Origin of the sequence: Sulfuricurvum sp., from assembly GCF_019163035.1 — a bacterium.
Taxonomy (GTDB): domain Bacteria; phylum Campylobacterota; class Campylobacteria; order Campylobacterales; family Sulfurimonadaceae; genus Sulfuricurvum.
Genome location: NZ_JAFLKV010000117.1, coordinates 22,960 through 24,119 on the forward strand (window position 1 = coordinate 22,960; position 1,160 = coordinate 24,119).

Sequence of the window (1,160 nt, forward strand, 5' to 3'; positions counted from 1 at the left end):
GTAAAATTGAATTGATTTATGTGATTGATTTTCAATCGTAAAACTCAGAACAATTAGGATTATAAAATGAAACGTTTTGCTTTTACGATGATAGAACTTGTTTTTGTCATTGTTGTATTGGGAATTTTAGCTGCAATCGCTGTTCCTAAATTTGCGGCAACACGTGATGATGCACAGATAGCCAAAGGGCGCAGCGATGTAGCGGCGATTCGATCCGCGATTGTGAGTGAACGTCAAGCACGTTTATTACGGGGAGATAGTGCTTATATTAATCAGCTCCATCATACTACAACTGAGTTATTTGATCATAATGGAACAACAACGTCTACTCTTTTGCAATATGGGTTAGCCACTCAAAATAGCTCGAATGGCCATTGGAATGCCAGTGTAACTCAAATGGGAACAACTTGGCGTTATGTTTTTCATGTAATGAATACGGATATTAATTTTGATTACAATAGTACAACTGGTACATTTTCATGTGACAGGACAGCAACGGGTAATGCAGGTACATATTGTCAAAATTTGATTGATTAATAACAAAGAGTGTATTTTTATCATATAGCCCTTTTGGGTTCTCCCCTTGAACTTCTAACTTACCACTGTGAAAATACCTTACTAATAGGCTCTGAAGTCGAAGTTGCCCTCTCAACTCGTATCCTGCACGGAGTGATAATAGCGCCGTGTGATAAACCTGATTTCGCAACGCAACCGATTAGTGAAATATGTGATTTATTTTATTCATCTAACCAAATCAAAACGGCACAGTTTATGAGTGATTATTATGGGTGCTCGTTGGGGGAGGCACTTAATTTATTTGTCCCATATCCCGTTCTCTCTGAGTTTATGGTTCGACAGGCTCACCACGAACGGATAGCTGTTTCGATCACCCTCTCCGAAACTCAATCCCAAGCCCTCGATTTTATCCGTTTACAGAGTGTTTCACTCCTTTTCGGTGATACGGGAGCGGGAAAAAGTGAAATCTATATGTCTCGTATGGATGAAGTCCTCAGCGAGGGGAAGAGGGCGCTGTTGTTACTCCCCGAAATATCCCTCACTCCTCAAATGGAGAAGCGTTTTAAAAATCATTTCGGTGACGCGGTGGTGTTGTGGCACTCGAAGATGACGCCGAAGCAAAAAAAAGTGACATTAGCAAAAAT

General features: G+C 40.4%; 2 protein-coding genes. Both read left to right on the forward strand.

Annotated features, from left to right (window positions below):
* The first annotated feature begins 66 nt into the window (after positions 1 to 66).
* On the forward strand, positions 67 to 537 hold the full coding sequence (locus JZU62_RS08470; RefSeq protein WP_295013805.1) for a prepilin-type N-terminal cleavage/methylation domain-containing protein: 471 nt from the start codon (positions 67 to 69) through the stop codon (positions 535 to 537).
* 9 nt (positions 538 to 546) lie between these two features.
* Positions 547 to 1,160, forward strand: a 614-nt coding sequence (locus JZU62_RS08475; RefSeq protein WP_295013807.1) for a DEAD/DEAH box helicase, incomplete at its 3' end; no start/stop codon positions are given.